Origin of the sequence: Streptomyces sp. NPDC059524 (assembly GCF_042749255.1) — a bacterium.
Taxonomy (GTDB): Bacteria; Actinomycetota; Actinomycetes; order Streptomycetales; family Streptomycetaceae; genus Streptomyces; species Streptomyces xanthii.
In genome coordinates this window covers 39,167-40,319 of the sequence record NZ_JBHYTK010000069.1, presented here as the reverse complement: position 1 = coordinate 40,319, position 1,153 = coordinate 39,167, and the positions used below count along the sequence as shown (strand labels likewise).

Genomic DNA, 1,153 nt, shown 5'->3' with positions numbered 1-1,153 from the left:
GGCCAACCCCCGCCCGGGCCCCGAAAGGGGAAGCAGTGAGCGGCAGCAGCCAGACAGGACACGCGTACATCGGATCCTTCACCGCCGCGGGCGGGCCCGGCGTCGTCACGGCGGCCGTCGACCCGGCCGACGGCGCGCTCACGCTCCTGCACACCACCGACGCCCTGCCCGACCCGTCGTATCTGGCGCTCGACGGCGGGTTCCTCTACGCGGTCAGCGAGACGACCGCGGGGGCCGTCGCCGCGTTCCGCACGGACGCCGTGTCCACGACCCTGGCCGCCCCCGCCGCCCCCGTCGACGGCGCCGGCCCCACCCACCTCACCGTGTGGGGCAACCACATCCTCACGGCGAACTACGGCTCCGGCAGCGTCAGCACCGTGCCGCTGCGCGCCGACGGAACCCCCGACCCCGCACTGCGCGACGTGCTGCACCACACCGGCTCCGGTCCGCACCCGCAGCGCCAGCAGAGCCCGCACGCCCACCAGATCGTGGTCGACCCGAGCCGCGGCTGGGCCGTCAGCGTGGACCTCGGCACCGACTCGGTCCGCGTCTGCGCCCTGGTCGACGGCCACCTCACCCCGCACCACGAGACGGCCCTGCGCCCGGGCTCAGGGCCGCGCCACCTGGCCTTCCACCCCGGCGGCGAGTACGCGTACGTCCTCAACGAGCTCGCCCCGACGCTCACCGTGTGCCGCTGGGACGCCGCCGGAGGCATCCTCAAACCGCTCACCGAGGTCCCCGTGCTGCCCGGCGCCCCGCGCGGCGACGCCTACCCGTCCGAGGTCGTCGTGGCCCCCGACGGACGCTTCCTGTGGACCGCCACGCGCGGCGAGGACGTCGTCTCCGTCTTCGCCCTCGACCCCACCGGCGAACAGCCCACCCTGCGCGCCACCGTCCCGTGCGGTGGCCACTGGCCCCGTGACCTGGCCCTCCACCCCGGCGGCCGGTTCCTGTACGCGGCGAACGAGCGGTCCGGCGACGTCACCTGGTTCACCGTGGACGCCGAGACGGGCGAGCCCGTCCGGGGCGGTTCGCTGCGGGTGCCCGCCGCGTCCTGCGTGGTGTTCGGCCCGCCCGCGTAGAGCGGCCCGCGACGACACGAAGGGGGCCGGGGCCGAGCGGGGCCCGGGGCCCCGCCGGGGGTCGGGGGAGC

Annotated in this window: 1 protein-coding gene; it reads left to right on the top strand. The window is 76.6% G+C overall.

Going from position 1 to position 1,153, the window contains the following annotated elements:
* Positions 1-35 precede the first annotated feature (35 nt).
* Positions 36-1,082, top strand: a complete 1,047-nt coding sequence (locus ACFW9D_RS20575) for a lactonase family protein (RefSeq protein WP_384623661.1) — start codon at positions 36-38, stop codon at positions 1,080-1,082.
* Positions 1,083-1,153 lie beyond the last annotated feature (71 nt).